Source organism: Dyadobacter sp. OTU695, from assembly GCF_038440355.1.
Classification (GTDB): domain Bacteria; phylum Bacteroidota; class Bacteroidia; order Cytophagales; family Spirosomataceae; genus Dyadobacter.
On the sequence record NZ_JASATN010000088.1, the window covers coordinates 1 to 435 of the forward strand.

Consider the following 435-nt stretch of genomic DNA (forward strand, 5'->3'; position numbering starts at 1 on the left):
GGCTCTTCGCCACTTTTGATGACAAAATATAATTAAAAATTACACAATTATTTGGATACGTAGCCAACCTGCCTCTTGAATTCTACTCCAATTCTGTCCAAAAGCTTATAAATCTGGGAGCTTCTATATTGAGTGTTGTATTTCTTATTGATCCATTCAAGCAATAGCGGGCCAGACCAGCGTTTTTGAGCATACCCAAACTCATCAGGGGGGCAATTCAAGACAACATCTCGAATATCTTCAAGGTCGGATAATGACAAAATTGACTTTCTGCCACGTCCTGGAAGGTCGTATAACCCTTCGATGCCTTCGTTTTCGAACCGGTGCACCCAATTAATGACCTGTTTAAAGCTGACCCCATAGATTCTGGCAACCTGCCGACTCGATAGCCCGGTGGCTACTTGATAAACCATATTCAGTCGGGTTGCGACAGAC

Annotated in this window: 1 protein-coding gene; it reads right to left on the reverse strand. The window is 43.2% G+C overall.

What is annotated here, in order from left to right:
* Positions 1 to 47: 47 nt before the first annotated feature.
* Positions 48 to 435 (reverse strand): helix-turn-helix domain-containing protein (locus AAHB90_RS32560; protein ID WP_342089502.1); only part of this gene is annotated, 388 nt, incomplete at its 5' end.